The following is a 22,499-nucleotide window of genomic DNA, read 5'->3' as shown; positions in this document are numbered from 1 at the left end:
TATGTCAAAGAAAACAATTTATATTTTATTAGCTGTTGCCGTGATCATTATAGGAACATTAATAGGACTATCGAAAGCAGGAATAATAGGAAATAAAGACAAAGGAAAAGAAATAGAAATTGCCAATGTTAATCCATCTACTGTTATCGAAACGGTTTCGGCAACTGGAAAAATCCAACCCGAAATAGAAGTAAAAATAGCGTCGATGGTATCAGGCGAAATTATTTCGTTGCCTATAAAAGAGGGACAAGTAGTCAAAAAAGGAGATTTGCTAGTCAAAATAAATCCTGATTTATATACTTCGGGATTAAATAGATCCGAAGCCAATTTATCTGGAAGCAAAGCAGGATTAAATCAATCCGAAGCTTCGTTTAAAGAAGCCAAAGCCAGTTACGAACGAAACAAAACTTTATTCGACAAAGGCATTATTTCAAAATCGGATTGGGACAAAGCAATTGCCTCGTTTGAAGTAGCCAAAGCCAATAAACAAACCGCCTATTTTAATGTTCAAAGCGCATCGGCATCCGTAAATGAATCCAAAGACAATTTGGGTCGTACCGTGATCTACGCACCCGCTGACGGAACCATTTCGGTATTAAATGTAGAGTTAGGAGAACGTGTTTTGGGAACACAACAAATGGCTGGAACCGAGATTTTACGGGTAGCCAACCTCAACAATATGGAAGTTGAAGTAGATGTAAACGAGAATGATATTGTAAAAATAAAAGTAGGAGACCAAGCCAATGTTGAAGTTGATGCGTATCTAAAAAAACAATTCAAAGGCGTGGTAACGAGTATTTCTAATTCGGCTAGTTCTACTTTGACTGCGGATCAAGTAACTAATTTCAAAGTAAAAGTGCGCATCCTTAAAGAGTCCTACCTTGATTTATTAGAAGGAAAACCAGATACTTATTCGCCATTTAGACCTGGAATGACCGCTACAGTTGACATCATTACCAAAACAAAAACGAATGTTTTGACTGTACCCATTAGTGCTGTAGTTGTAAAATCAGATACGGCAGCCGTAAAAGAAATTAAAACGGATAGCCCCGAATCAAAAGACAATTCTGCTCCCAAAAAGGATAAAAAATGGGAATGTGTTTTTGTAAAAGTAGGCGACAAAGCCAAAATTAGAATTATTAAAACAGGTATTCAAGACGACACCAATATCGAAGTTTTATCAGGACTCAAAAAAGGGGATGTCGTAATTACTGGCCCGTATACTACGGTATCCAAAGACCTGAATTCTGGCGATAAAGTTGCCCTCAAATCAGAAACCCCTTCCGAAGAAACGAAAAAATAATAGCACACTACCACTGTAAAAATCACAATCTTAAAAAACAATTTTAAGATTGTGATTTTTGGGTTTAAATACAATCAAAGTTGACCTATATACTTAACATCGAAACCGCCACCAAAAATTGTTCTGTGGCTTTGGCCAAGGAAGGAAAAACCATTCTTTGCAAAGAAATTGCCGAAGAAGGCTACTCTCATGCCGAACGCTTGCACGTATTTATTGAAGCAATTATCCACGAAGCTGGAATTACCCTAAATGATTTAACAGCTGTTGCCGTGAGTCAAGGTCCAGGTTCCTATACGGGATTGCGTATTGGGGTTTCGGCGGCAAAAGGACTTTGTTACGCACTAGGCATTCCGCTACTGGCGATAGATACTTTGCAAACAATAGCCATGCAAGTAAACGCCACCGATGGTTGGATTGTTCCAATGATTGATGCCCGACGCATGGAGGTTTATAGTGCGATTTATGATGCTAATTTCGAAAATCAAAGAGCTGTTCAAGCAGAAATAATCACCGAAGATTCGTTTAGTGATTGCCAAAAAAAGCTCTATTTTGTTGGTGATTGCGCCTTAAAATGCCAAACGGTTTTGACCAAAGATAATTTTGTTTTTTTAGAAGAAATAAAATACCCTTCGGCAAATGAAATGAGTTTGTTGAGTTTTATAAAATACCAAAAAAGCGACACTGTTGATGTCGCTTATTTTGAACCGTATTATTTGAAAGATTTTATGATTACCACTTCCAAAAAAGTTTCCTAGTGGTGTTCTAATGCCACTTTGATTGTTTGAATCCATTCATCAATCGAGGAATGATCGGTATGAATGGCAACACTTTTTGGATTATAAGGTGCATATTTTTCGGTATCCGTAACCGAAAACAACCCCACAATAGGAATTTGAGCTGCACTAGCCAAGTGCATCATGCCACTATCGGCACCAATAAAAATGGCGGTATTCTTCAAGAATGCCGTAATTTCCCGTATATCTTTACTGTAATACGATGGAGCAGCAAAATCAATTTGCGAAACATTTTCAACTGGCAACACTTCGATTATATTATAGGCTGCAAACTCCATTTTAATTCTTTCATAAAAAACCGCCCACCACGCAACCGAATAACATTTGGCGCCTGTGGCAAAAGTAAAAAGGCAAATTGTTTTTTTATCGTTAGGAACCAATTGATCTAATAGCACTTTTCCGTTGGCAATTTCAACATCGCTTAACGCCAATAAAAGATTAGGAATTGGCTTTTTGACAACAGCCATTCCGACAGAGGTAAGGAAATTACGTAAATCATAAACTGGATATTTCGCTATGTGTGCATAATCCTTTGGTTGTTGGGCAATGTCCACTTCGAGATCCCCAAAACACTTATAGGTTGCTTGAGCAAGTTGCACAGACAATCTTCCAGAAGAAGAATTTTTATCGGCATTGATGGCCAAATCGTAGGGCTTATTTTTTAGTTGTAGCCAACCTTTGGCATAATTGCCTAACTCATCAAAATGCTTTTTTGGTAGTCGGATAATTTGGTCTATGCTTTTGTAATTTTCAAAAACAATAGGCCCTAAATTTCCTTTTATAAAAAGATCAATGGTACAATTGGGAAATAATTGTGTGACTTCTTGCACCAAAGGCGTAATCAATAACAAATTCCCTAATCGATGATTGGGTCTTGAAATTAAAACCCTTTTTATTTGCATGGGGTCAATGGCACTAGCCGTTTTCATAGCATTTGACTTTCCTATTCCAGCGGTGATTCCACGCATTGCAGCTCTTCGCCACGTATTTACTTTGATTTTAAAACTCATATTCGAAATGGCAAACACCACTATTTAGTATTAATTTTGGAATGAAAACACAAAAATAAGCTATTACTAACTTCAAATGCAATTTTGTCTATAACGTATTTTTTACAACGACTCCATTTTTGATAATCACCAAAAAGTTTTTAGCCGGATCTCCTACCAAATCAATATTTTGAAGTGGATTTCCATTTACTAAAATCATATCCGCATAAGCACCTTCCTCGATAACTCCCAACGCTCCAGCTTGATACGGATTGCGTTCCCCACTTAATGCCAAAACTTTAGCATTGTCATAAGTTACTAACTTTAAAATTTCAAAAGGAGAAAACCATTTTTTGAGTTTCAAAATATCGGTATTTTGATTCGCACTTTGTTTTGGATCAAAAAGATAATCGGTACCCCACGCTAATTTCACTTGATATTTTTTGGCCATTTGAAAAGCGAAATCAGTTCCATCAACTACTTTTTGCTTTTTAATTTTGGTAGTTTCTGGGGCTTTTTCGGGTGCAGGATCGAGTACTTGAAGGCTCAAATAAATTCCTTTATCGGCCATTAATTGAATGGTTTCTTCGTCCAGTAATTGTCCGTGTTCAATTACTTTTACACCAGCCTCAATAGATCGTCTTACAGCTCTTGCGGTGTAGGCATGCACGGTCACATAAGTTCCCCAATCCTCGGCGGCACCAACAGCGGCCTTCAATTCCTCCAAAGAATATTGGGTCACATCCAATGGATCATAAGCTGTTGCAGCACCTCCGCCAGCCATTACTTTAATTTGTGTCGCACCCGCACGTAAGTTTTCTCTTGTCGCATTCAGCACTTCGGGAACACCATCGGCAATGTAATTAACGCCCATTAATTCCCCACGCGAAACCTGCCCACCATAATGTTTTGACTTTTCATTAGGCAATCTCGAATCACCATGTCCCGAAGTTTGCGAAATCATAGCTCCCGACGGATATATTCTTGGACCAATTACTTTGCCAGCATCTATATCTTTTTTGACATTAAAAACAGGCCCACCTAAATCTCTCACGGCTGTAAAACCTCTTAACAACATATTTTTTCCTTCGATTCGGGTTAAGGAATCCATTTTGGCTTCCGTCAGTTTAGGATCTAATAATTCCATTTGACCCATTGTATTTATGGACAAATGCACATGATTATCAATAAGTCCTGGGATTAAAAATTTTCCTTTTCCATTGATAGTTTTTAAACCTAAAACATTTGATTTAATTGGAGTAGTCGCAATTTTTACAATTTTATTGTCGTTTATTAACACATCTCCAATGGTAATTTTGTTTTCTTTTCCATTAAAAATAGATACATTTTCAATTAAAATAGCGGTTTGTGCTTTTACATTCAAAAAAACTAAAAATGTAGCAAACAAAAGCAGTTGTTTTTTCATAATAATTCGGTTTAAGTTGGGGTTTTAGAGGAATAAATATATGAAAAAACTATAAAAAAACACATTTTTTAGGCCTATTTACTTTAGAATGTTTATTGAAGAGAATCATTTCAGAGCGATGTAATCCAAAAAAGGGAAACACAATTTAAAAAAACTATGGCATTCGGATTTAAAATTTTAGCTGCTAATTGTACCAATTATAATTAACTTTTAAATCCAATAATCTGTAGAAAATAAATAATTATTTAAGAAGAGACGTTGCAATGCAACGCCTCTACAATTATAATCTAAAAAACCAAACTGGCTATTTGATGAATATTATCTGATTTTCCCATCGAATAATAATGCACGCAAGGCACACCAAATTCAATTAACTCTTTGGATTGTTGCACGGCAAACTCAATTCCTACTTGACGGACTGCCGCATTGTCTTTGGCGTTTTCGATAGCACTAATTAAACTTTCGGGCATATCCAACCAAAAAACTTGAGGCAACAATTGCAAGTGACGTTTCACCGCAACAGGTTTGATTCCGGGAATAATAGGCACCGTAATTCCGATGGCACGAGCGGCTTCGACAAACTTAAAATACCGTTGGTTGTCAAAGAACATTTGGGTTACCACATAATCGGCACCCGCATCTACTTTTTCTTTTAGTCTTTTTAAATCGGCATCCAAGCTTGGGGCTTCAATGTGTTTTTCGGGATAACCTGCAACACCCACACAAAAATCGGGTGCGTTTTGCATAGGCAACACCTCGTGCAAAAACTGACCTGCATTCATCGCTTTGATTTGTTTTACTAAATCAACAGCATAATGGTTTCCGCCTTTTGTAGGTTCAAAATACTTCTCGCCTTTCATTGGATCGCCACGAAGTGCCACCAAATTATCGATTCCTAAATATTGACAATCCACCAATAAATATTCGGTTTCTTCTTTGGTAAATCCACCACACAAAACGTGCGGAATGGCATCAACGCCATATTTATGTTGAATAGAAGCGCAAATCCCAACCGTTCCGGGACGCATACGGGTAATGCGACGGTCAAAAAGCCCATCTTTCTCGATATATACATACTCTTCTCTAGAAGTGGTTACGTCTATAAATGGCGGATTAAACTCCATCAACGGATCTATATTTTCATATAAATCTTTAATATTAGTCCCTTTTTGAGGTGGAACAATCTCGAATGAAAACAAAGGTTTTCCGTTTGCGTTTTCTATATGTTGTGTTACTTTCATTATTATGTCTTAAAGTTTGAAAGTCGAAGGTCGAAAGTCTCCATCGTTAAGACATTAGGACATTCGACATTAGGACTATATTTTAATCTGCTATATTTGGGTTCAACCATTTCGTTGCCATATCGGTGGAGATACTTCTTCTTTTGGCGTAATCAATCACTTGATCTTCTTTTATTTTTCCGAGTCCAAAATACTTGCTTTCTGGATTTCCAAAGTAATAACCTGATACCGAAGAAGCGGGCCACATCGCCATACTTTCGGTCAACGTCACTCCAATTTCCTTTTCTACATTCAGCAATTTCCAAATCGTTGGTTTTTCTAAATGGTCGGGACAAGCAGGATAACCCGGTGCAGGACGAATTCCTTTGTACTCTTCGGCAATCATTGCTTCAGTGCTTATATTTTCGTCCGATGAATATCCCCAAACTTCTTTACGTACTTTTTCGTGCAGGTATTCGGCGAAAGCCTCTGCAAAACGGTCTGCCAAAGCTTTGACCATAATCGAATTGTAATCGTCTAAATCTTTTTCGAATTCTGCTGCCCATTCGTCAACACCAAAACCGGTGGTTACACAAAAAGCGCCCATATAATCGGTTACTCCGTTGTCTTTTGGGGCAATAAAATCCGCCAAAGCGATATTTGGCGCACCTTTTGTTTTTTGGGATTGTTGGCGCAAAGTCAAGAAGGTCTGCAATGGTTTTCCGTTTTCGTCTGTCAATTCAATATCATCATCATTGATTTGATTCGCAGGGAAAATTCCGAAGATACCTTTGGCTTGTAATTTCTTTTCTTTCAAAATAACGGCTAACATTTCTTGTGCATCTGCAAAAACCGAAGTTGCTTGTTCACCCACTACTTCATCTGTCAAAATCGCTGGATATTTTCCAAATAATTCCCAAGTTCTGAAAAATGGCGTCCAGTCGATGTACGGAACCAAAACATCCAAATCGACTTCAATCACTTGTTCGCCAATTACATTTGGTTTTACCGGAGTAAAATTGGCCCAATCCAACTGTAATTTATTTTTACGAGCATCTTCAATACTCAAGAAATTCTTGTCACGCGAACGATTCAAAAAAGTTTCTCTAAACGCATCGTAGTCCGCTCTGATATCGGTCGTGTATTTTTCTTTATTATCGTCTAATAAATTTCCTGCTACCGTAACGGCCCTCGAAGCATCGTTTACGTGAATAACCGTTTCTCTATATTGCGGTGCAATTTTAACGGCAGTATGCGCCCGAGAAGTCGTTGCACCCCCTATCATTACTGGAATTTTCATTCCACGCTTATCTAATTCTTTCGCCAAATATACCATTTCATCCAAGGATGGCGTGATCAATCCACTCAATCCAATAATATCGACGTTGTGTTCTATAGCGGCTGCAATAATTTTTTCGGGAGGCACCATTACACCTAAATCTACAATCTCGTAATTGTTACACGCCAATACCACCGAAACTATATTTTTACCAATATCGTGTACATCTCCTTTTACGGTTGCCATCAATATTTTTCCATTCCCTTGTTTGTCGCCCGCTTGTTTACTGGCTTCGATATAAGGCAACAAATACGCCACGGCTTTTTTCATTACACGAGCCGATTTTACTACCTGCGGCAAAAACATTTTCCCTGAACCAAACAAATCCCCCACGACATTCATTCCTGTCATCAAGTTGATTTCGATAACTTCAATTGGTTTTACGGCTGCTAATCGAGCCTCTTCTACATCTAGTTCTATAAAAGCATCTACGCCTTTTACCAACGAGTGCGTGATTCTTTCTTGCACGGTTCCGTTTCTCCATTCTTGAACCGCTTTTTCGTTATTTTTGACATCCCCTTTTACATTTTCGGCAAAGTCTAATAAGCGTTCTGTGGCATCATCTCGACGATTCAAGATTACGTCTTCTACGTGTTCCAATAAATCTTTTGGAATCTCATCATAAATAGAAAGCATCTCGGGGTTTACAATTCCCATCGTCATTCCATTTTGAATGGCGTGGTACAAGAAAACCGAGTGCATCGCTTCTCGCACCGTATCATTTCCTCTAAACGAAAACGAAACGTTACTCACACCACCACTAATATGTGCGTGTGGCAAATTCTCCCGAACCCATTTGGTTCCTCTAAAGAAATCCAACGCATTCAATCTATGTTCGTCCATCCCTGTAGCAACAGGAAAAATATTCAAATCAAAAATAATATCTTGGGGAGCAAAATCTACTTTATTCACCAAAATATCATACGAACGCTGGCAAATTTCAACCCGCCTTTCGTAGTTATCCGCTTGCCCGACCTCATCAAAAGCCATTACAATAACGGCTGCACCGTATCGTTTAATAAGCTTGGCATATTTGATAAAATTCTCCTCTCCCTCTTTCAACGAAATCGAATTGACGACACTTTTTCCTTGCACCACCTTCAAACCCGCTTCGATAATATCCCATTTCGAACTATCAATCATAATAGGCACACGTGAAATATCTGGTTCGGCAGCGATTAAATTCAGGAATTTAGTCATCGCATACTCACCATCCAGCATTCCTTCATCCATATTAATATCGATGATTTGCGCGCCACCTTCCACCTGCTCTTTGGCAATGCTTAAGGCTTCTTCGTATTTTTCTTCCTTGATTAATCGAAGAAATTTTCTAGAACCGGTTACATTCGTTCGTTCCCCAATGTTTACAAATACGCTTTGAGGCGTAATAATTAAGGGTTCTAATCCCGATAATACTAGGTTTCTTCTTGCTTGTGCTACTGCCATTTTTTTATTTTTTAATCCTGCAAGATTTTAAAAATCTTAACAAGTTTAGCTTATTTGTTTTTATATTAAAAAACGTGAGACAGTGTCTCACATATTGAAATTATTCCAAAAGTTTTTTTGCACTTATGGAGCTGACTATTTTTTTGCCTGTTTTCTCTTCTATTTCTTTGCGTGTATTTCCTGCAATCGTACCGCCTTGTTTGGCAATAGTCTTGTTTTGCTGAAAGGTTACTGGCTTTTTCTCTTTGCTTATTTCTGTTGTTGTGGCTTCGGCTAGCATATTTAGAACCAATTCTAAATTAGTCATATTATCCCGAAGATTTTCCTTTTTCAAATCCTTTAAATTCTTGTATTCTTTAACCGAAAGTCCACTCCAAGCTTTTGTTATTTCATCCGTCAATATAGCAAACTCCTGCCCTTTTTTTACTCCTCTTATTTCCCATTCATCCGTAAGATCTCTACGAACTTCTATACTTTTCAGTCGCTGGTTAACCCATTCTTTAGAATATCCTTTCTTGAGATAGGTTTCCATCAATCGGTCGATTCCTAATTCGGGATCGGCTATTTCGTCTAATCTTTCGCTTCCTACTTTGGCTAACCAAAGCTTGAAAGGTTCTGCGTTTGGCGATGGTACGGATTGGATTAATCGCAACAAATGATTGACATTCAAACAATCCGTAGCATACTTTTTACCATCAGCAGCAACAAATTTCAGTTGTACGATATTCTCGTACAACTGACTTCCTTCCTTTGTTAATTTCTTTTTTAAATCTGTCCAATATCTTTTTGGCACAGAACTTTCTGTTAAAACAGCAATTACATCTACAATAGAAAAATACCATTGTTCTTCCTCCTCATTCCATACAGAACGAACTTGCTTCTGCTCGAATAATTTTACTGCGGTTTCTTTGGTCATTGTTGTTGCTTTATTTAAAACAGTAACTGTTTTAATTTTTTTATTCACTTTGTGGGCACGGATTGCAAATCCGCGCTATCGGGACTCTATGTTGTTATTGACTAACTTCTTTCAATGACTGAAGCAATTCTTTAATATTATTTCTCGCCGAAATTTCATTTGCCAATCGCAATCTTTTAGTTCCACTTAAAGCATCCGACATTGTAGCATTTCCTGATTGACTAATACTTTTACTAAAAACCAATCTATTTTTATTATACAACTTATATTCTATTTTTGTTTTAACAGTTAAATTAAATCCTATAGGCCTACTGACAGAAATTAAATTAACTTCAAGAACCCAATCACCGTCTGTAATAGCATCTATCTCTGAAAAAGCATTTGACTCAAGAATTGATTTTCTTAATGCTTCTTTAAAATTTTCATTTGAAATATTAGAAACCCATAATGGATTTGTCTTTTTTCCACCCATAACAGATTTTATAAAAATCTTATCTCCAATCTGTTTTTCGACTTTATAATCTTTAACAGTCATACCTTCAATAGACGCACTGGAAGCGCATCGACAAAAAAATACTGAAACGAAAACCAATAAAGCTAAATATTTTGATTTCATAATTTACAATTATTTAAAATCTACATCACCGCCACCGAAACCCTCGGCTTATACTCCTTCGCAATATCCGCAATCAATTTGATGTGTTGTGGCGTTGTGCCGCAACAACCGCCTATGATGTTGATTAAATTATCGTCGAGATATTCCTTGATGAAAACTTGCATTTGCTCTGGTGTTTCGTCGTATTCTCCAAATGCGTTGGGCAATCCTGCATTAGGATGCGCGGATACGTTGAATGACGTATTTTGTGCCAACGTTTGTAAATAGGGTTTTAATAAATCGGCACCAAGAGCACAATTAAATCCTACGCTCAACAACGGAATATGCGATACGGAAACCAAGAAAGCTTCGACCGTTTGTCCGGAAAGTGTTCTTCCAGAAGCATCGGTAATGGTTCCTGAAACCATAATGGGAATATCAATATTACGCTCGTCTTTGACTTGTTCGATGGCAAAAAGTGCTGCTTTGGCATTCAAGGTATCAAAAATGGTTTCTACCAAAAGCAAATCGCAACCGCCGTCCATAAGGGCTTCGACTTGTTGTTTGTAGGCAATACGCAAATCGTCAAACGTTACGGCTCGGTAACCGGGATCGTTCACATCTGGCGACATACTGGCGGTTCGGTTTGTTGGGCCAATGGAACCGGCTACAAAACGGGGTTGATTTGGATTTTTGGCGGTGAATTCATCAGCTACTTCACGGGCAATTTTGGCGGATTGGTAGTTGAGTTCGTACACGTATTCTTCGAGATGGTAATCGGCCATTCCGATGGTGGTGCCCGAGAAAGTGTTGGTTTCTACAATATCGGCTCCAGCTTCAAAATACAAGGCGTGCACTTCTTTGATCGCTTTGGGTTGGGTCAAGGACAATAAATCGTTGTTTCCTTTGAGCGAATGCGGAAAGTCTTTGAATTGTTCTCCTCGAAAATCTTCTTCGGAGAAATTATAGCGTTGCAACATAGTTCCCATGGCTCCATCGAGTACGAGGATTCGTTTTTTGATAGCCCCCCAAACCCCCGAAGGGGGAGTTTCTAATGATTCATTGAATTTATTTGGCATAACTTATTTTGTTTTTTTACCGCTAAAGCGCAAAGGTTTTATTTGTTTTCCTGCAAGGTCTTTTTTGACCTTGTAGGTATAATTTTAATGACACACCTACAAGGTCAAAAAAGACCTTGCAGGAGGAATTGGCTCCTACTATTATTTCCAAAAAAATCACAATCTTGGCCATTTAGCCCAGATGGGAGGGAAAATCCTTTTTTGAGCCGATTTTTCTTCGGCTCAAAAAAGATTGGAAGGACAGCTGGAACCCATATCTCCTGAAAATACCCGATTTTTCGCTCCTCTTTATTTTACTTTTTAAGAACTGCAAAGAAACAAAATAGCCTTACCACTTGCAAGGGATAAGGCTATTGATTTTTGCCGAAAGTCTTAAAATTGAAAGTCTTAAAGTTTAAAATTAAAAGGGCTTTATTATGGCTTTAGACTTTAAGACCTTTGACTTTATGACGCTAATTTATAGCTTTTACGACTGCTTTTGGGGCTTCTTTACGCGTACCATCAAATCCGTCTACGCCTGAAACGGTGGTGTATTTCATCACGTATTTCTTGCCTGGATTGATGATTTGGTAGGCAGCTTGACACATTAATGTGGCTTCGTGGAATCCGCAAAGAATCAATTTTAGTTTTCCTGGATAGGTATTTACGTCGCCAATGGCAAAAATCCCTGGAATATTGGTTTGATAATCCAAAGCGTTGTTGACTTTGATGGCATTTTTTTCGATTTCTAATCCCCAGTCGGCAATTGGTCCTAATTTTGGTGTTAGACCAAAAAGTGGAATAAAATAGTCGGTAGCGATGGTTCTTTTTGCGCCATTTTCTTCAACAATTACCGATTCTAAATGTTCGGCACCGTTCAATCCAACCACTTCTCCGGGAGTTATCATTTTGATTTTTCCTGCGTTTTTGAGTTCTTGTACTTTTTCGACAGAATCCAATGCGCCACGGAATTCATTTCGGCGGTGAATTAAGGTTACTTCGGAAGCGACATTTGCCAAGAAAATACTCCAATCCAAAGCAGAATCGCCTCCTCCAGAAATTACCACACGCTTGTCACGGAATTTCTCTGGGTTTTTGATAAAGTACTTGATTCCTTTATCTTCGTAGAATTCGATGTCTTCGATAAGTGGTTTTCTTGGTTCAAAACTTCCTAATCCGCCCGCAATGGCCACTACGGCAGCGTGAAATTTTTTGCCTTTATTTGACGTTACAATAAAGCTACCGTCTTCTTGTTTTGCAATGGTTTCGGCACGTTCTCCCAATGTAAAACCAGGTTCGAATTGCTTGATTTGTTCCATTAAATTATCTACTAAATCTCCTGCTAATACTTCGGGAAATCCCGGAATATCATAGATTGGTTTTTTGGGATACAACTCCGATAATTGCCCGCCTGGTTGTGGCAAAGCATCCAAAATATGGCATTTTAGTTTTAATAATCCTGCTTCAAAAACGGTAAATAAACCAGTTGGTCCTGCGCCAATTATAAGTATGTCTGTTTTAATCATTTTTTATGGGCTTTGGGCTATCAGCTCATGGCTTTTAGCAAATTATATAATTTATTTATTTTTAAGTGCTTCGGTGATTTCGTTCATCTTTTGGACTTTTTCTTCGAAATTTCCTTTGAGCGTTTTGCGGTATTCGTTGAGATTTTCGACCATTTTATTGACGTCCTCGGGAATAACTTCTTCGAAAAATTCTCGCAATCGTTTGGCAGTTGTTGGCGATTTTCCGTTGGTGGAAATGGCAATTTTTACGTTGCCTTTGGTTACAATACCACCTAAATAATAATCGCACAAGGGCGGTGTATCGGCAATGTTGCAAATGAGATACCGCTTTCTGGACAAATCGTACACTCGCTTGTTTACCTTTAAATCATCGGTGCAAGCGATAACCATATTGCGTTTGCGAAGCATCCAGCGATTGAATTTTTTGTAAGTCAATTTTACCGAGGAATGTTTTTCGGCTAATGCTTCCAACTCGGGCAAAAACTGGGGTGCAACGACCTCCACATTGGCATTCGGGCTGGATTTGAGCATAAACGACAATTTTTCTAATCCTACATTTCCTCCGCCTACAATGAGAACATTGAGGTTGTGGAGTTTTAAAAAAATGGGGTAGAGTTCATTCCTTTCTTCGCTCTTGGCTCTTGGCTCTTGGCTCTTGGCCCTGTTTGTATTATCCATTTTTTTACGCTTTCGCTAAATCTTGGGCTCTGTAATTTTCTAATGAATCAAAAAACGAAATGGCTTCTTGAATGTATTTTTTGGCAAAGGCTTCAGACGGTTCGTTTTTGTTGATTTGGTACACCAATTCGGAAAAAGTTGCGTCCAATTGAATTTTGTTTGTTGCTGTAAAAACGGTATCAAACAAATCGATAATTCCAGAATGGGTGTTTGTTTTTTGGTTTTCTGCCAATAAAATAGCTTTGGCTCCATTTACAAATCCGGCGTAGGCTTGGTATATAGAATCCGACCATTTTCCGTCTGCGAAAGATTCTTGGGCTACGGTCAATTTGTCTTTGGCTTCTAATAATAATGTCGCCACTAAATCAATTACAACACCGGCACATTCTCCAACTCCAACTGCTTTTACGTAGTTATCGGCATTACCCCAATCGATAAAATCGGCGTCTACCAAATTCGTTACATCGGCTAATGGTTTCAAAAATTCGTAGAAATATTTCTCGCCTTTAGCATCGTAATAATTCAAGAATGACAGTCCATTTGCATTGGCTTCAAAATCGTTCAAAATATAACGCAAGGCTTCTGGGCCACGACGGCTTGGAATTTTGATTACTTTGTCAGAAAAACGTCCGTTTCCATTTCCTAATTTCCCACCTCCTAACAAAACTTGCAACGCAGGCGCTACTAATTTTCCGGAGTTGATGGACATTCCTTGGAAACCAATGGCAGACATATTATGTTGTCCACAAGCATTCATACAACCACTAATTTTGATTTCAATTTCTGTGTTGTTGCTGTATTGTGGAAATTCGGTTTTAATTACTCGTTCTAATTCATCAGCAATCCCTGTACTGCTGGCAATTCCAAGATTACAAGTATCTGTTCCTGGACAAGCTGTGATATCTCCAATAGTATCGTATCCAAGAGTAACCATTTCTAATTTGGCTAATTCTTGGTAAAAGAAAGGTAAATTTTCTTCTTTGATATTACGGATAACGATGTTTTGTCTTAATGAAAAACGCAATTCGTTTGCACCATAATTTTTAATCAAATCGGCTAACAATCTTGCTTTGTCCGTGTAGAAATCTCCTAAAAGGACTTTAACGCCAATCGCAACATATCCTGCTTGTTTTTGTTGAATCACATTCGATTTTTTCCAAGCTTCAAAAGCTTCAACATCGTCAATGGTTACGGATGGTACGGCCAATAAAGGTTCTGTTATTGGCCCTTCAAATGCAGTGGTATCTATTTCGTAAGAGTGAAAAGGCAATGCTTTTTTCTCTTCTTCAACCAAACGTAAAAATTCGTCACGACCCAAGTCTTTGATTAAGAATTTCATACGTGCTTTCAAACGTTTGGCTCTTTCGCCATAACGGTCAAAAACTCGGATGATTCCTTCCGCAGTTGGGATAATTTGGTTTACGGGTACAAATTCCGAAAGCAATTCGGCGTGACTTGGCTGTGAACCCAAACCACCTGCAAACATAATTTTGAATCCTTTTTCGCCATTTACAATTTTTGGAATAAATCCTAAATCGTGCAAATAACTCAAAGCCGTATCTTTATCTGATGATGAGAATGAAATTTTGAATTTACGCCCCATTTCTTGACAAATTGGGTTACGCAATAAATATTGGAACAATCCGTGTGCGTAAGGCGTTACATCAAAAGGTTCGTCCACATCTACACCTGCCAATTCGCTTCCTGTGATATTACGCACGGTGTTTCCACAAGCTTCCCGCAAGGTAATATCGTCTTTGGCCAATTCCGACCAAAGTTCGGGCGTTCTGTCTAAACTTACATAGTGAATTTGAATATCCTGACGGGTGGTAATGTGCAAACGCCCCGTAGAATATTTATCCGATACTTCGGTAATTCTACGCAATTGCTCGCTGGTTACTTTACCGTAAGGCAATTTGATACGAATCATTTGCACGCCTTCCTGACGTTGCCCGTAAATTCCACGTGCCAATCGAAGACTACGAAAACGCTCGTCGTCAATTTCTCCGTTGCGAAAAGAGAAGATTTTTTTCTCTAAATCGATGATCTCTTTTTGTACAATCGGATTTTCTATTTCTGTTTGAAAACTTTCCATATTTTTTTGGCTTTTGGCTTTTAGCTTTTTATTATCGTACTTTTTAGCTTATTTGAATTCTACTTTTTTGCTAATGGCCAAAAGCCAAAAGCTAATAGCTACTTAATAAACCCTACTCCTGCTGTTGTATTCGTTGTAGCATCTATCAAAATAAATGCTCCGTTTGATTTGTTGTCATTATAAGCATCAAAATAAATGGCTTTGCTCAATTTGATGGTTACTTCACCAATTTCGTTGATAGAAAGTTGCGAAGCTTCTTTTGAACCTGTATAATCGGTAGCGATTACGTTGTGTACAGCATCAATTTTTGCCAAAACTCTGTTGGAATTGTGTTGTACAAAATATTTTGCACCCGCTACTAATTTTTTGCTATCCATCCAACAAACGGTTGTGGTGATGTCTTTTTCAATTTTTGGCAATTCGTTCGATTTTACAATCATATCGCCACGAGTTACATTGATGTCATTTTCTAATTCTAATGTAATAGAAGAACCAACACTGGCCTCCTCAAATTGCTCGTCGAAAAAGTGAATCTTCGTTACCACAGATTCTGTCAAAGACGGCAAAACCGTTACGGCATCGCCAACTTTAATATTGTTTCCGTATAATTTTCCGGCATAGCCACGGAAATCGTGGTATTCTTCGGTTTTTGGTCTAATAACCGTTTGAACTGGAAAACGTGCTTTCCCATTATCATACACATCTTTTGGTTCTAAATCCTCCAAATGTTGTAGAATTGTTTTTCCAGAATACCAAGGCATTTTTCCTAATGTTTCTACCACATTATCTCCTGTCAAAGCACTCAACGGAATGTAACTTACGTTTTGTTCTTTGTAGGCACTTTTTTCGTTTAATGCTTGAAAATCGGCTTTGATTTTGTTGTAAACTTCTTCCGAATAATCAACCAAATCCATTTTGTTTACTGCAACAATCACATCTTTTACTCGCAATAAATTATTGATAAAAAAGTGACGGTACGTTTGCTCAATTACCCCTTTACGGGCATCAATCAAAATGATTGAAACTTGTGAAGTCGAAGCTCCAGTAACCATGTTTCTTGTATATTCCACGTGACCCGGAGTATCGGCAATGATGTAACTTTTCTTGGCAGTCGAAAAATAAATATGTGCTACGTCAATCGTGATTCCTTGTTCTCTCTCGGCAACCAAACCATCGGTAGCCAACGAAAAATCAAGGTAATCGTATCCTTTTTGCTTACTGCTTTTTTCTATTGCTTCTAATTTATCCGTAGTCAAGGATTGTGTATCATACAATAATCGTCCGATTAATGTGCTTTTTCCGTCATCTACACTTCCTGCTGTTGCTATTTTTAAAACTTCCATTTTTATATTTTTGTTTAAAGTTTAAAAGTTTCCAGTTTTCCCAAACCCTCTTTACAAACTTCTAAATTTGATTTTTTATATTAAATGTTGAATTTTAAATTTTAAATGTTTCGAAACAATTCATAATTTATAATTCATAATTTATAATTGTTTTCTAAAAATACCCTTGTTGTTTTCTTTTTTCCATTGCAGCTTCCGAACGTTTGTCATCAATTCTGGCGCCTCTTTCGGAAATAGTCGAAGATCTGATTTCGCCAACTACTTCGGCGATTGTTGCCGCATACGAATCAACTGCAGCTGTGCAACTCATATCACCAACGGTACGGAAACGAACAATACGTTCTTCTATTTCTTCGTCTTGTTCTTGGTAAACGAATGGCGAATGCGACCAAATCATCCCGTCACGCAAGAAAACTTTACGTTTGTGTGAGAAATAAATGGATGGAATTTCGATTTGCTCTTGTTCGATATAACTCCAAACGTCTAATTCTGTCCAGTTTGATATTGGAAAAACACGCACGTTTTGACCATTTTCAATTTTTCCGTTCAATAAATCGAATAATTCTGGACGTTGGTTTTTTTCGTCCCATTGACCAAAATCGTCTCGAACCGAGAAAATACGTTCTTTGGCTCTTGCTTTTTCTTCATCACGACGCGCTCCTCCAATACAAGCATCAAATTTGAATTCGTCGATAGCATCTAATAAAGTAGTGGTTTGTAAACTATTTCTACTAGAATATTTCCCTGATTCTTCCACCACTTTTCCAGAATCGATAGCGTCTTGAACATTACGAACGATTAATTCCAATCCTAATTCAGCAACCAATTTGTCTCTAAATTCGATTGTTTCCGGGAAATTGTGTCCCGTATCTACATGTAATAATGGAAAAGGAATTTTTGCCGGAAAAAATGCTTTTTGCGCCAAACGCACCAAAGTTATAGAATCTTTTCCACCAGAGAAAAGCAACACAGGCTTGTCAAATTGAGAAATTACTTCTCTGAATATGTAAATTGCTTCGCTTTCGAGAGCGTTTGTTTTTAATATGGAACTCATTTTATTTATTTAAAGATTAAATGATTGAAAAATTTAAAGATTCCAACAATCATTTATAATTTATAATTCATAATTATTTTTGGTGCAAGCCACATTCTTTATGACTGGATTCCCACGACCATCTTCCGGCTCTAATGTCTTCGCCTTCGGCAATGGCTCTCGTACATGGCGCACAACCAATGCTTACAAACCCTTTTTTGTGCAAGGCGTTTTGGGGTACATTATTGTCGTCAATATATTGTTGAACTTCGGGCAATGTCCATTTTAACAATGGATTGAATTTTATTAAATCGAAATTGGCATCGTATTCAAACAGAGCCATATCGTTTCGGTTTTCGGATTGTTCGGCTCGCAAGCCCGTAATCCAGATTTGATTTCCTTTTAATGCTTTGCGCAAAGGTACTACTTTGCGAATAAAACAACACTCTTTTCTGTTCTCAACCGATTCGTAAAAGCTGTTTGGGCCTTTGGTGTTCAATAAATTTTCTACGGCACTGGTTTCTGGAAAATAAGTTTGAATGGCTACTTTGTATTTTTTTATTGTTCTATGAAAAACATCGTAGGTTTCTTGAAACAATCTGCCTGTATCCAATGTAAAAATGGTAATTGGCAAATCGTTTTTGGCGATAAAAGCCGTAATTACTTGGTCTTCTTGCCCGAAAGAAGTGGAGAAAACCACTTTTTCGGGATATTCAGTAGCCAAAAATGCCAAGATTTCCTCGATGGAGAAATCTTTGGTTTTTTCTGCTAATGCGTTTGCTATTGTTGCGCTCATTTTGTTGTTGTTTTCCTTACCCCAACACTCTCCGAAGAAAGGATGAAAATTGGATTTGTTTTTTGCTTAAATCTATTACCCTATCGGTTTTGTAGATTACTCTACAAAAGTACTACTTATTTTTAGATTACAAAAAAATATTTGAAATTTTTCAGGACGGGATAATTTGAGACTGTTTGTTTGCTCGTTAACCCCTGTCATGGTTTTGAACCCTTACCGGGAATAGTTGGCTTGTCGAGAAATAATCCAAAAATATACCCAGTTCTAGCTCATTAGCCCTGACAGGAGGGAAAATCCTTTTTTACTAAAAACACACCCTGACAAGGTGTGTTTTTAGTAAAAAAGATTGGAAGGATGGCAGGAATGCTATTTCCTAAAAAAGCCAACTGTTTCGCTCCCGATTTAATTTATTGAATAAACTCTACTTTGTCTATAGGATTATAGAAAAATAGTGTTATTTTTGCCAAAAATTAAAATAATGGATTTTCAAATAGGATTGGTTGTTGCCGGCGTAGTTGTTGGTTTTATTGTTGGATTGACTGGTGTTGGCGGTGGGTCGTTGATGACGCCAATTTTGTTGTACTTTGGGATTCCGCCGACAAAGGCTGTGGGAACGGATTTGCTGTATGCGGCGTTTACAAAAATGGGCGGCGTGTATGTTCATAATAAAAAGAAAAACATCAATTGGACGATTACGGGTTGGCTTTCGTTGGGAAGTATTCCTGCGGCTTTGTTGACTTTATGGGTTTTAGATCGATTTAAAACGGATGTCACGGCGATTAATGCGGTGATCAAATACAGTTTGGGTTGGGCGTTATTGTTTACCTCGGTGGCAATATTATTTAAGACAAAACTGTTGGTTTTTTCGCAAAAGCACGCTGGCGACAAGTTTCATACTGAAAGTAAAACTCAAAATGTATTGACGGTGGCTATTGGTGTAATGCTGGGAGCTACGGTTACGCTGACTTCGATTGGGGCGGGTGCTTTGGGGACGGTTACGTTGTTTTTCTTGTACCCACTTTTGGCAACGCCACGATTGGTAGGAACCGAGATTGCGCACGCTGTACCACTGACGCTGGTGGCAGGTATTGGTCACGCTTCGATGGGGAATTTGGATTTAATGTTGCTCGGACAATTATTGATGGGGTCACTTCCGGGGATTTATGTGGGGAGTATGTTGAGTGGCAAAGTGCCTGATTTATTACTCCGAAATGCGATTGCGATAATGTTGTTTTTTGTGGGGTATAAATTGGTTTTTTAAACCTCATTCCAGTCCTTTCGCTGTGGCGAAGAGGGAGCCGAAACTGGGGTATGTATAGAACACAGAAAAAACCCAAATTCGTCAATTTCAATACAATTTGAAATTGGCGAATTTGCGGTTTTTTAAAAAGCAATGTCTGCCAAAGAATTATTTTCTAATATCATCAGCGTGTTATCTCGCACTTCCATCATTAGTTTGCGGACGGCACAAGTGGCTTCATCCGTGCAATCCGTGCATTTTTCGTAAAAATTATGGCTGGCACAGGGCAACAAAGCGATTGGTCCTTCGAGAATGCGATAGACTTTGGCCATATTGATGTCCTTGGGTTCTTTGATTAAATAATAACCGCCTCCTTTTCCTTTTTTGGCGCCCAGAAATCCTGAATTTTTGAGGAGTAACAGGATACTTTCTAGAAATTTCAAAGAAATGTTTTCTGCTTTTGCAATATCGGAAATGGCAATAGGCGTCTGGTCTTCTTGGCGTGCCAAGAAAGTGAGTGCTTTGATACCGTATTTTGTTTTTTTGGAGAGCATGTAGATTTTTGATTGAAGATTAACGATTGCTGAATTTTTGATTTATGAATTCGTTTCAAAATCTTTTAATGTCGTACCATTTTTAAGTTTCCATTCCTTCTGACCATTAGCATTTCTGCCCATTACAATTGCAGCAGCAGTTGAAGGACTGCTAAAAATATAATCTTCTAAAAATTCAAAGTATTCTTTTTTATCTTCAAGAACTCCTGTGTCAATAAGTTTTTGCCTTATTTTTAAAAGACTTGGACTAAATGAATTTGTTGCTTCAAAAGCAGCTTTTGAGCCTCTAAATACAACAAACCCATCGGATGTAGGCTGACCTTGACTTTCTGCACCCCTTGTAGCTTTTAGAGAAAAAAAATCTTGTTTTTCCTTTGCTTTATGCTCTCTTTTTTCATCAAAAACTTTATGCCCTAATGTATTTACAAGCATTTTTACATATTCAATAAACTCTTCCATTTCTGCTCTATCCGATTCTGAAATTGAAGATTGTGTTGGAATCATTGAATTTTCAATTTTATAACGCCTTGCTGATATGGCAATATCATGAAGTCTGTTTTCTAAATATTTAACATGTGCTTTATTCAAATTGTCATCTTTAGAAATAAAAACAATAGCTTCATTCCAAAATTCTTTTCCGCTTAAGTGTTGTTTTAACCTACTCAAAACTGATTCTGCTTCTCCAATATAAACTAATTCAGTACCTTCTTCATCTCTTCCAAAAAGCAAATAAATTCCAGTATTAATCAAATCGTCTCTGTCAGAACATTCCTTGATTTTTATTCTAGGAATTTTATACGCTTTACCCGTCCAATTCGATAGTTCGCAACTCATGCGTCCATTTGAATCCCCATCAATCAAAAATATTTTTATCGTTTTTCCGTGAGCCATTTGGTTAATTTAAAAATTTAAATCTGCAATCTAAAATCTTTAATCATCAATCTAAAATCTTAATCCAATGCCTGTTTCAAATCAGCGATAACATCCTTAACTGTTTCTAAACCTACTGAAACTCGTACCAAACCTTCGGTAATTCCTACTGCTAATTTTTCTTCGACAGACAATTTGCTGTGCGTGGTGGAGGCAGGATGCGTTACAATGCTTCGAGTGTCGCCAATATTTGCGGATAGCGAACAGAGTTGTATTTTATCCAAGAAAGCCCTACCGGCTTCGATACCGCCTTTGATTTCGAAAGCGATAATATTGCCGCCCAAAAGCATTTGTTTTTTGGCAACTTCGTATTTTGGATGCGATTTCAAGAACGGATATTTTACGCTGTTTACGTTGGGATGCGCTTCTAAAAACTCGGCAACTTTCAAGGCATTTTCGCAATGTTTTTCGACACGAACCGCCAAAGTTTCCAAACTTTTAGACAATACCCAAGCATTAAATGGCGATAAAGCAGGCCCTGTATTTCGCGAAAACAAATAAATTTGACGAATCAAATCTTCACTTCCTACCGTAACTCCACCTAAAACGCGTCCTTGTCCGTCAATTAATTTAGTAGCCGAATGAATCACCAAATGTGCACCCCATTTTATAGGTTGCTGAATGTAGGGTGTAGCAAAGCAGTTGTCGATAATCAAAATCAGGTTGTGTTTTTTGGCAATCTCGCCTAACAATTCCAAATCAATGACATCAACACCCGGATTTGTAGGCGACTCGGCATACAATATTTTGGTGTTTGGTTTTATAAAACTCTCGATGGTTTCGGGTTGGTTTATGTCAAAATACGACGTTTCTATATTCCATTTTGGAAAATACGTCATAAACAAGGCGTGCGTCGAACCAAAAACGCTTCCTGCCGATACAATATGATCGCCTGAACGCAACAAAGCAGCAAAGGTAGAATAGACCGCAGCCATTCCTGTTGCAAAAGCATAACCTGCTTCGGCACCTTCCATTTTGCAAATTTTATCTACAAACTCTGTCGTGTTCGGGTTACTAAAACGGCTGTAAATATTGCGCTCCTTTTCTTCGGTAAAAGAGGCACGCATGTCTTCGGCGTCTTCAAATACAAAACTCGACGATAGATACAAAGGCACGGAATGCTCTTGGTATTGTGATCTTTCTAATTGGGTACGTATGGCTTGTGTTTCAAAACCGTATTCTGAATTGTTCATTTTTTTTAAGCTTTTAGCTATTGGC

The 22,499-nt window shown here is 37.9% G+C and carries 19 protein-coding genes; 3 read left to right on the top strand and 16 right to left on the bottom strand.

The window, feature by feature from the left end; translation table 11 throughout:
• Window position 1 precedes the first annotated feature (1 nt).
• Window positions 2-1,303: an efflux RND transporter periplasmic adaptor subunit gene (locus FNW21_RS10490; protein ID WP_144256697.1), complete on the top strand. Its 1,302-nt coding sequence runs from the start codon at window positions 2-4 to the stop codon at window positions 1,301-1,303.
• A gap of 80 nt (window positions 1,304-1,383) precedes the next feature.
• Entirely contained in the window at window positions 1,384-2,058 is a 675-nt protein-coding gene (gene tsaB, locus FNW21_RS10485) for a tRNA (adenosine(37)-N6)-threonylcarbamoyltransferase complex dimerization subunit type 1 TsaB (RefSeq protein WP_144256696.1), read from the top strand.
• On the opposite strand, the gene FNW21_RS10480 is transcribed toward tsaB, so the two are convergent.
• The 13 genes from FNW21_RS10480 to FNW21_RS10420 form a co-directional block, all read right to left on the bottom strand.
• Window positions 2,055-3,107, bottom strand: a complete 1,053-nt coding sequence (locus tag FNW21_RS10480; protein WP_144256695.1) for a glycosyltransferase family 9 protein — start codon at window positions 3,105-3,107, stop codon at window positions 2,055-2,057. The genes tsaB and FNW21_RS10480 overlap by 4 nt on opposite strands.
• Before the next feature lie 88 nt (window positions 3,108-3,195).
• Entirely contained in the window at window positions 3,196-4,512 is a 1,317-nt protein-coding gene (locus FNW21_RS10475; RefSeq protein WP_144256694.1) for a metal-dependent hydrolase family protein, read from the bottom strand.
• A 287-nt stretch (window positions 4,513-4,799) separates the two neighbouring features.
• Entirely contained in the window at window positions 4,800-5,753 is a 954-nt protein-coding gene (metF, locus tag FNW21_RS10470; RefSeq protein WP_144256693.1) for a methylenetetrahydrofolate reductase [NAD(P)H], read from the bottom strand.
• Between the two features lie 82 nt (window positions 5,754-5,835).
• Window positions 5,836-8,517, bottom strand: coding sequence for a methionine synthase (gene metH, locus FNW21_RS10465; RefSeq protein ID WP_144256692.1), 2,682 nt, complete (start codon window positions 8,515-8,517; stop codon window positions 5,836-5,838).
• A 100-nt stretch (window positions 8,518-8,617) separates the two neighbouring features.
• Window positions 8,618-9,481 (bottom strand): BRO family protein, encoded by an 864-nt coding sequence (locus FNW21_RS10460; RefSeq protein ID WP_317129298.1) that lies wholly within the window; start codon window positions 9,479-9,481, stop codon window positions 8,618-8,620.
• 46 nt (window positions 9,482-9,527) lie between these two features.
• Window positions 9,528-10,049, bottom strand: a complete 522-nt coding sequence (locus FNW21_RS10455; protein ID WP_144256691.1) for a hypothetical protein — start codon at window positions 10,047-10,049, stop codon at window positions 9,528-9,530.
• 20 nt (window positions 10,050-10,069) lie between these two features.
• Complete coding sequence (locus FNW21_RS10450; RefSeq protein ID WP_144256690.1) at window positions 10,070-11,107, bottom strand: homocysteine S-methyltransferase family protein; 1,038 nt, start codon at window positions 11,105-11,107, stop codon at window positions 10,070-10,072.
• A 452-nt stretch (window positions 11,108-11,559) separates the two neighbouring features.
• Window positions 11,560-12,612, bottom strand: a complete 1,053-nt coding sequence (locus tag FNW21_RS10445; RefSeq protein WP_144256689.1) for an NAD(P)/FAD-dependent oxidoreductase — start codon at window positions 12,610-12,612, stop codon at window positions 11,560-11,562.
• Between the two features lie 51 nt (window positions 12,613-12,663).
• Window positions 12,664-13,290, bottom strand: a complete 627-nt coding sequence (locus FNW21_RS10440; protein ID WP_144256688.1) for a precorrin-2 dehydrogenase/sirohydrochlorin ferrochelatase family protein — start codon at window positions 13,288-13,290, stop codon at window positions 12,664-12,666.
• Window positions 13,291-13,294: 4 nt separating this feature from the next.
• Window positions 13,295-15,385, bottom strand: a complete 2,091-nt coding sequence (locus FNW21_RS10435; protein WP_144256687.1) for a HEPN domain-containing protein — start codon at window positions 15,383-15,385, stop codon at window positions 13,295-13,297.
• A 98-nt stretch (window positions 15,386-15,483) separates the two neighbouring features.
• A complete protein-coding gene (locus tag FNW21_RS10430; protein ID WP_144256686.1) occupies window positions 15,484-16,728 on the bottom strand; it encodes a sulfate adenylyltransferase subunit 1 in 1,245 nt (414 codons plus the stop codon).
• A 154-nt stretch (window positions 16,729-16,882) separates the two neighbouring features.
• Window positions 16,883-17,782 (bottom strand): sulfate adenylyltransferase subunit CysD, encoded by a 900-nt coding sequence (gene cysD / locus FNW21_RS10425; RefSeq protein WP_144256685.1) that lies wholly within the window; start codon window positions 17,780-17,782, stop codon window positions 16,883-16,885.
• Between the two features lie 73 nt (window positions 17,783-17,855).
• Window positions 17,856-18,557: a phosphoadenylyl-sulfate reductase gene (locus FNW21_RS10420; protein WP_144256684.1), complete on the bottom strand. Its 702-nt coding sequence runs from the start codon at window positions 18,555-18,557 to the stop codon at window positions 17,856-17,858.
• Between the two features lie 478 nt (window positions 18,558-19,035).
• On the opposite strand from FNW21_RS10420, the gene FNW21_RS10415 reads away from it, so the two are divergent.
• The gene (locus tag FNW21_RS10415; RefSeq protein WP_144256683.1) at window positions 19,036-19,818 is read left to right on the top strand and encodes a sulfite exporter TauE/SafE family protein; all 783 of its coding nucleotides are present in this window, start codon (window positions 19,036-19,038) and stop codon (window positions 19,816-19,818) included.
• 122 nt (window positions 19,819-19,940) lie between these two features.
• On the opposite strand, the gene FNW21_RS10410 is transcribed toward FNW21_RS10415, so the two are convergent.
• From FNW21_RS10410 to FNW21_RS10400, 3 genes are read right to left on the bottom strand one after another with little or no spacing between them, the layout of a single operon-like run.
• Window positions 19,941-20,351, bottom strand: a complete 411-nt coding sequence (locus FNW21_RS10410; protein ID WP_144256682.1) for an RrF2 family transcriptional regulator — start codon at window positions 20,349-20,351, stop codon at window positions 19,941-19,943.
• Between the two features lie 42 nt (window positions 20,352-20,393).
• Window positions 20,394-21,242 (bottom strand): GIY-YIG nuclease family protein, encoded by an 849-nt coding sequence (locus FNW21_RS10405; protein ID WP_144256681.1) that lies wholly within the window; start codon window positions 21,240-21,242, stop codon window positions 20,394-20,396.
• A gap of 59 nt (window positions 21,243-21,301) precedes the next feature.
• Window positions 21,302-22,474 carry a trans-sulfuration enzyme family protein gene (locus tag FNW21_RS10400; protein ID WP_144256680.1) on the bottom strand — a complete coding sequence of 391 codons (1,173 nt, stop codon included), beginning with the start codon at window positions 22,472-22,474 and terminating at the stop codon, window positions 21,302-21,304.
• Window positions 22,475-22,499: the final 25 nt, after the last annotated feature.

This window comes from Flavobacterium restrictum (assembly GCF_007097245.1).
GTDB classification, from domain to species: Bacteria; Bacteroidota; Bacteroidia; order Flavobacteriales; family Flavobacteriaceae; genus Flavobacterium; species Flavobacterium restrictum.
The sequence above is the reverse complement of the archived record's forward strand: the minus strand, read 5'-3'. Positions and strand labels throughout refer to the sequence as shown.